This window comes from Acinetobacter sp. Ver3 (assembly GCF_000632455.1).
Classification (GTDB): domain Bacteria; phylum Pseudomonadota; class Gammaproteobacteria; order Pseudomonadales; family Moraxellaceae; genus Acinetobacter.
In genome coordinates this window covers 1-5,966 of the sequence record NZ_JFYL01000109.1, presented here as the reverse complement: position 1 = coordinate 5,966, position 5,966 = coordinate 1, and the positions used below count along the sequence as shown (strand labels likewise).

The following is a 5,966-nucleotide window of genomic DNA, read 5'->3' as shown; positions in this document are numbered from 1 at the left end:
AAAAACAGCTCAATTTGAGCTGTTTTTTTTATTAGTCTTGTTCGACTTGAATCGGTTTTACATCCATATCTTGATATTCAATAAACTTGGTTTTGTACTTAAACTTATAAACTAACCATATTGCTAAGAATAAGAAGATCCCAATATATGTGGAGACTACTGCGATCCACTCCCCATCAAGTACGGCTTGATAATTTTGACCTAACACCACGATTGCACACAAAACAAAAGCGAACCACGGTGCAAAAGGGAAAAATTTTGCACGATATGCTAAATCTTCTAACTTATATCCTTGAGCCAAATAGCCTTTCCTGAATCGGTAATGAGAGATTGCGATACCAAGCCATACGATAAAGCCACACATACCAGACATATTCAGAAGCCAATTAAATACTTCCTCTTCACCAATAAATGTCGTCAAGAAGCATAATGCTGCGATTGCTGTCGTAGCATAAAGTGCATTCATTGGTACACCGCGACCATCAAGTTTGGAGAAAACTTTGGGTGCACTTCCATTTTTTGCCATATCAAACAGCATTCGTGTGGAAGAGTACATTCCTGAATTTCCGGCAGAAAGGATAGCCGTAAGAATGACTGCATTCATGACACTTGCAGCGAAAGCAAAGCCTGCTTGTTCATAGAGTAAAGTAAAAGGTGATAATGCAATATTCTCATCTGAAGCAGCTTGCATTAGACGAGGATCATCATACGCAATCAATGTGCCGATAATAAAAATACAAACGATATAGAATAAGAGAATACGCCAGAAGATCTGTTTAATCGCAATAGGAATGGTTTTCTTCGGATCTTTCGACTCACCAGCGGCAACACCAACCATTTCAGTACCTTGAAATGAGAATCCTGCGATCATCGCGACACCAATTAATGCTGACAAACCACCTACAAATGGCGCTTCACCCTTTGACCAATTTGCGAAAGTTGCAACATTGGGTGTCATCATGATTTTGGCAATCATGAAAATACCAATGATGATAAATGCAATGATGGCAAGAACTTTAATGAGTGAGAAAAAGAACTCAGACTCACCAAAACCTTTGACTGTTAAGGCGTTAATACCAAAAACGATAGCAAGGAAAATGGCACTCCAATAGAAACCTGGGATATCAGGAAACCAAAATTTCATGATGAATTGAACTGCAACAAGTTCAAATGCGACGGTTATCGCCCAGTTGTACCAATAGTTCCAGCCTAGTGCGAATCCAAACCCACCTTCGACATATTTGGTGCCATAGGTGAAGAAAGCACCTGATGTTGGATTGTGTGTTGCGAGTTCGCCTAAGCTGGTCATGAGGAAGTAAATCATTACGCCAATTAAACAATAGGCAAGTAATGCACCACCAGGGCCAGCATTGGCAATTGTTGCACCCGAAGCTAGGAATAGTCCTGTACCGATAGAACCACCAATGGCGATCATATTAAGATGGCGTGCTCCAAGCTTTCGCTTAAGTTGACCGGTTTCGCTCATCGAAAGTTCCTTATGATTTCTTTTGAGTACTTGCAAACAGTACTTTAAAGCCTTGTTGATCAGTCAAAGTTTCACATTGACCAAAATTTTGCTCAATGAGAGTTGGGTAGTTTAAAAAACGATTTGCCACGATCCAAAGTTCACCACCAGATTTTAGATGGCGACGTGATGTCTTACAAAGATTCTCACTCGCATTGTAATCAGTGTATATACCCTGATGGAAAGGAGGGTTACTGACGATGGCATGTAAAAATAGTGGCGCATCTTCAATGCCAGTCACAGCTTTGATTTCGAGCTGTTCTGGTGACAAATTATTTTTTTCAAATGTTAGGCGGGTGGAGGCGAGCGCAAAAGCATCCACATCAAGCGCAAAAATACGATTTTTGGGATTCAATTTGGCTAAATATGCACTGATAATGCCAGCACCACAACCGAAGTCAGCGATTTTACCTGAACTCACTCGATTGAGGTAGGGGAGAAATACAGCTGTACCAATATCAAGTTTATTTTGACTAAATACACCAGGTAAAGCATAAATCTGTAATTCGCCATTCGGTGTTTGAATTGTATATTGTTGAGCCCAATTTTCTAAAGCTCGAGGCGTAGGAGTCTGATCGATAATTAATTGCCACATTTGACAATGACGAGCGCTGTCTAGTTTGACACATTTGCCAAATGGAACGAGTTGTTTTGCTGCTCGTTCAACGCCACCTTTCTTTTCACCCACAAGAAAAATTGATCCACCAAGACCGAGTTTTAATACCACACTGTGTAGTAAGTAATTCAAAAGCTCTTTGGCTTTAGGCACAAAAACAATGACTTGATCATATTCTGCTTCAGGGATATCCGTCCCAAAATGAACAGGAATATTTTGATTTTGGAAAAATAGAAAGTCGTTATAATTCCATGTCCATACTGAAGCCTGAATGTTTTTATCGAGCTGAGTGCTTAAGTCATCAGTTGGTGCATTGACTAATAATATTCGACCTTTCAGAAAGTTATGTTGACGAATAACAACTTCACTTTGAGGAACCATATATTTCTCCACAGAATAAAAGAGCCCAGACAATGCTGGGCAGTCTTTGATTCAATCTAAATTATTTCTTTGCTTCAGGTAGAACGAAGTTCAAGATCAAGGCTGCAATGCCGCCAGTTGCTACACCAGAGCTAAATATATTACGAATGAGTTCAGGCATATGTTCAAGAATCTGTGGAACTTGAGCAACACCTAAACCAAGAGCAAGTGAAATTGCAATAATAAGCAATGCACGGCGGTCAAGCTGAATACCAGAAAGGATATTAATCCCTGATGCTGCAACAGCCCCAAACATCACCATGACAGCGCCCCCCAGTACAGCTTGAGGAACAGCTTGGATGATGGCAGCCACTGCAGGTAGTAAACCCAAAATAACTAATAGCGCGGCGATCCATATACCCACGTGGCGACTAGCGACACCAGTTAATTGGATTACTCCGTTGTTTTGAGCAAAAACAGAACTCGGGAAAGTATTAAATAAGCCTGCGAGTAAGGAGTTTGCACCGTTGACGAGTACACCACCTTTAATGCGCTCCATCCATTTCGGACCATCAACAGGTTGATTAGATAACTTAGAAGTCGCGGTGATATCACCAATCGCTTCTAATGAAGTAACCAGATAAATAAATGCCATTGGTATAAATAAACTCCAAGAAAAGTCTAAGCCAAAGTGCATTGGTGTAGGGATTTGAACCAAAGGTGCATTTTCTAAGCCAGAAAAATCTAAATGGCCCATGAAGCCTGCTAGCGCATAACCTACGATCAGTGCAATTAATATCGCACTACTCTTAACCCATGTAACATTTAAGCGGTTTAAGAGAATGATTAATGCCAAAACAGTACAAGACATAATGAGATTGTCTGTATTGGCAAAAGTGTTATTCCCCATCGCTTGGTAACCACCACCCATTGAGATTAAACCTTCTTTAATCAAGGTTAAGCCAATGAGAAGTACAACAATACCAGTCACAAGTGGAGTAATGAGTTTTTTCACCCATGGTAATATGCGTGAAACTCCCATTTCAATGAATGAGCCTGCAATCACGACACCAAAAATTGAACCCATAACAGTTTCAACTGGAGTTCCCGCGGCAACCATTGCTGAGCCAATCCCAATAATAGGACCGATAAAGTTAAAACTTGTACCTTGAACAATTAGTAAGCCTGCACCGAAAGGACCAACCTTTTTACTTTGTAAGAATGTCGCAATACCTGAAATCACCAATGACATGGAGAGGATCATGTTTGTATCTTCTTTAGAAACACCTAAAGCCAAACAGATCAATAGACCAGGAGTAACAATCGGAACAATAATGGCAAGTAAATGCTGAATGGCAGCGAGAAAAGCGATGAACGGTTTTGGTTTATCGTCTAAACCATAAACAAGATCGAGTTTCGGTTCTTGAGATTGGTCGGGAGCAGACATGGTCTATACCATCTAGATTAAGCGAAAGTGCCGACATTCTAATCGAGTTACATGCGTTTACAAAACCGAAACATAACCATTCGTCAAAAAAAAATGAAATTGTAAAGAAACAGTCACTATAAAAGTTTAGGATTTTTCTGTATAATTTGCCCTCAAATTTAAAGCGTATCGAATTTACATGTCAGATATTAAAACTCTCCGTAATATTGCCATCATCGCACACGTCGACCATGGTAAAACGACTCTTGTCGACAAACTTTTACAACAATCAGGTGCTTTGGGTGAACGCGCGGGTGAGATCGAGCGTGTCATGGATTCAGGCGCTATTGAAAGTGAACGTGGTATTACCATTCTTGCAAAAAACACTGCAATCAAATGGTTAGATAAACGTACTGATACTGAATACCGTATCAACATCGTGGATACCCCGGGACACGCCGACTTCGGTGGTGAAGTTGAACGTGTAATGTCGATGGTTGACTGTGTACTTCTTTTGGTCGACTCACAAGAAGGTCCAATGCCACAAACTCGTTTCGTAACGCAAAAAGCGTTCGCACGTGGTTTGAAACCAATCGTAATTATCAACAAAGTTGACAAGCCTAATGCGCGTCCTGACTGGGTAATCGATCAAGTATTCGATTTATTTGATAACCTTGGTGGTACTGACGAACAGTTAGACTTCCCTGTGGTTTATGCTTCTGGTCTTCGTGGTGTAGCAGGTCCTTCACCAGAAGAATTGGCTGAAGACATGACTCCGTTGTTCCAAACAATCGTAGACATCGTTGAGCCGCCAGCAGTGGATGTTGATGGTCCATTCCAAATGCAAGTGTCTTCACTTGACTATAACAGCTTCGTTGGTGTTATTGGTGTTGGTCGTATCCAACGTGGTTCAGTGAAATTGAACACACCTGTAACGGTAATCGACAAAGATGGTAAAACACGTAACGGTCGTATCTTAAAAATCATGGGTTACCATGGTTTAGAGCGTATCGACGTTGAATCTGCTTCTGCAGGTGACATCGTATGTGTAACAGGTATGGACGAACTTCATATCTCTGACACGATTTGTGATCCTAAACATGTTGAAGCATTGCCACCGCTTTCTGTAGATGAGCCTACAGTATCGATGACATTCCAAGTTAACAACTCACCATTCGCCGGTAAAGAAGGTAAGTTTGTGACCTCACGTAACATCCGTGAACGTCTTGACCGCGAATTGATTCACAACGTAGCACTTCGTGTAGAAGATACTGACAGTCCTGACCGTTTTAAAGTGTCGGGCCGTGGTGAACTTCACCTTTCGGTATTGATCGAAAACATGCGTCGTGAAGGCTTCGAGATGGGTGTATCTCGTCCGCAAGTAATCTTGAAAGAGATTGACGGCGAAATGCAAGAGCCATACGAAAACGTAACATTTGACGTAGAAGAACAGCATCAAGGTGCTGTAATGGAACAAATGGGTAACCGTAAAGGTGAAATGACCAATATGGAAGTCGACGGTAAAGGTCGTATTCGTATTGAAGCAACTGTACCTTCACGTGGCTTGATTGGTTTCCGTTCAGAATTCATGACCATGACTTCAGGTACTGGTATCATGACCTCAAGTTTCTCGCACTATGGACCAATGAAACAAGGTTCTGTTGCAAAACGTCAAAACGGTGTGTTGATTTCTATGGTTCAAGGTACATGCTTGGGCTATGCATTGTTCAGTTTACAAGACCGTGGTCGTCTATTTGCTAAACCTCAGTTAGAAGTTTACGAAGGTATGATTATTGGTATTAACTCTCGTTCTGACGATATGGTTGTAAACCCAACTAAAGCGAAACAATTAACAAACGTTCGTGCATCAGGTACTGATGATGCATTAACACTTGTTCCTGCGATTGAATATACGTTAGAACAAGCACTTGAATTTATTCAAGATGATGAGCTTGTTGAAGTTACACCTAAATCAATTCGTATTCGTAAGCGTTGGTTGACTGAAAACGAACGTAAACGTAATAAATCTTAATTGATTT

Annotated in this window: 4 protein-coding genes; 1 reads left to right on the top strand and 3 read right to left on the bottom strand. The window is 40.9% G+C overall.

Going from position 1 to position 5,966, the window contains the following annotated elements:
- Nucleotides 1–31 precede the first annotated feature (31 nt).
- The 3 genes from CL42_RS15375 to CL42_RS15365 all read right to left on the bottom strand — a co-directional run bounded on the left by CL42_RS15375 (nucleotide 32) and on the right by CL42_RS15365 (nucleotide 3,948).
- The gene (locus CL42_RS15375) at nucleotides 32–1,486 is read right to left on the bottom strand and encodes an amino acid permease (RefSeq protein ID WP_035270596.1); all 1,455 of its coding nucleotides are present in this window, start codon (nucleotides 1,484–1,486) and stop codon (nucleotides 32–34) included.
- A gap of 10 nt (nucleotides 1,487–1,496) precedes the next feature.
- Nucleotides 1,497–2,522, bottom strand: a complete 1,026-nt coding sequence (locus tag CL42_RS15370) for a class I SAM-dependent methyltransferase (protein ID WP_035270594.1) — start codon at nucleotides 2,520–2,522, stop codon at nucleotides 1,497–1,499.
- A gap of 61 nt (nucleotides 2,523–2,583) precedes the next feature.
- Entirely contained in the window at nucleotides 2,584–3,948 is a 1,365-nt protein-coding gene (locus tag CL42_RS15365) for a uracil-xanthine permease family protein (RefSeq protein WP_035270592.1), read from the bottom strand.
- 178 nt (nucleotides 3,949–4,126) lie between these two features.
- Between CL42_RS15365 and typA the strand changes: the two genes are divergently transcribed.
- Nucleotides 4,127–5,959 carry a translational GTPase TypA gene (typA, locus tag CL42_RS15360; protein ID WP_035270590.1) on the top strand — a complete coding sequence of 611 codons (1,833 nt, stop codon included), beginning with the start codon at nucleotides 4,127–4,129 and terminating at the stop codon, nucleotides 5,957–5,959.
- The last annotated feature ends 7 nt before the right edge of the window (nucleotides 5,960–5,966 follow it).

What these genes read in the sequence shown, in the direction of transcription:
- CL42_RS15365 (WP_035270592.1), bottom strand. Translation starts at nt 3,948, where the DNA reads ATGTCTGCTCCCGACCAATCTCAAGAACCGAAACTCGATCTTGTTTAT.
- typA (WP_035270590.1), top strand. Translation starts at nt 4,127, where the DNA reads ATGTCAGATATTAAAACTCTCCGTAATATTGCCATCATCGCACACGTC.
- CL42_RS15375 (WP_035270596.1), bottom strand. Translation starts at nt 1,486, where the DNA reads ATGAGCGAAACCGGTCAACTTAAGCGAAAGCTTGGAGCACGCCATCTT.
- CL42_RS15370 (WP_035270594.1), bottom strand. Translation starts at nt 2,522, where the DNA reads ATGGTTCCTCAAAGTGAAGTTGTTATTCGTCAACATAACTTTCTGAAA.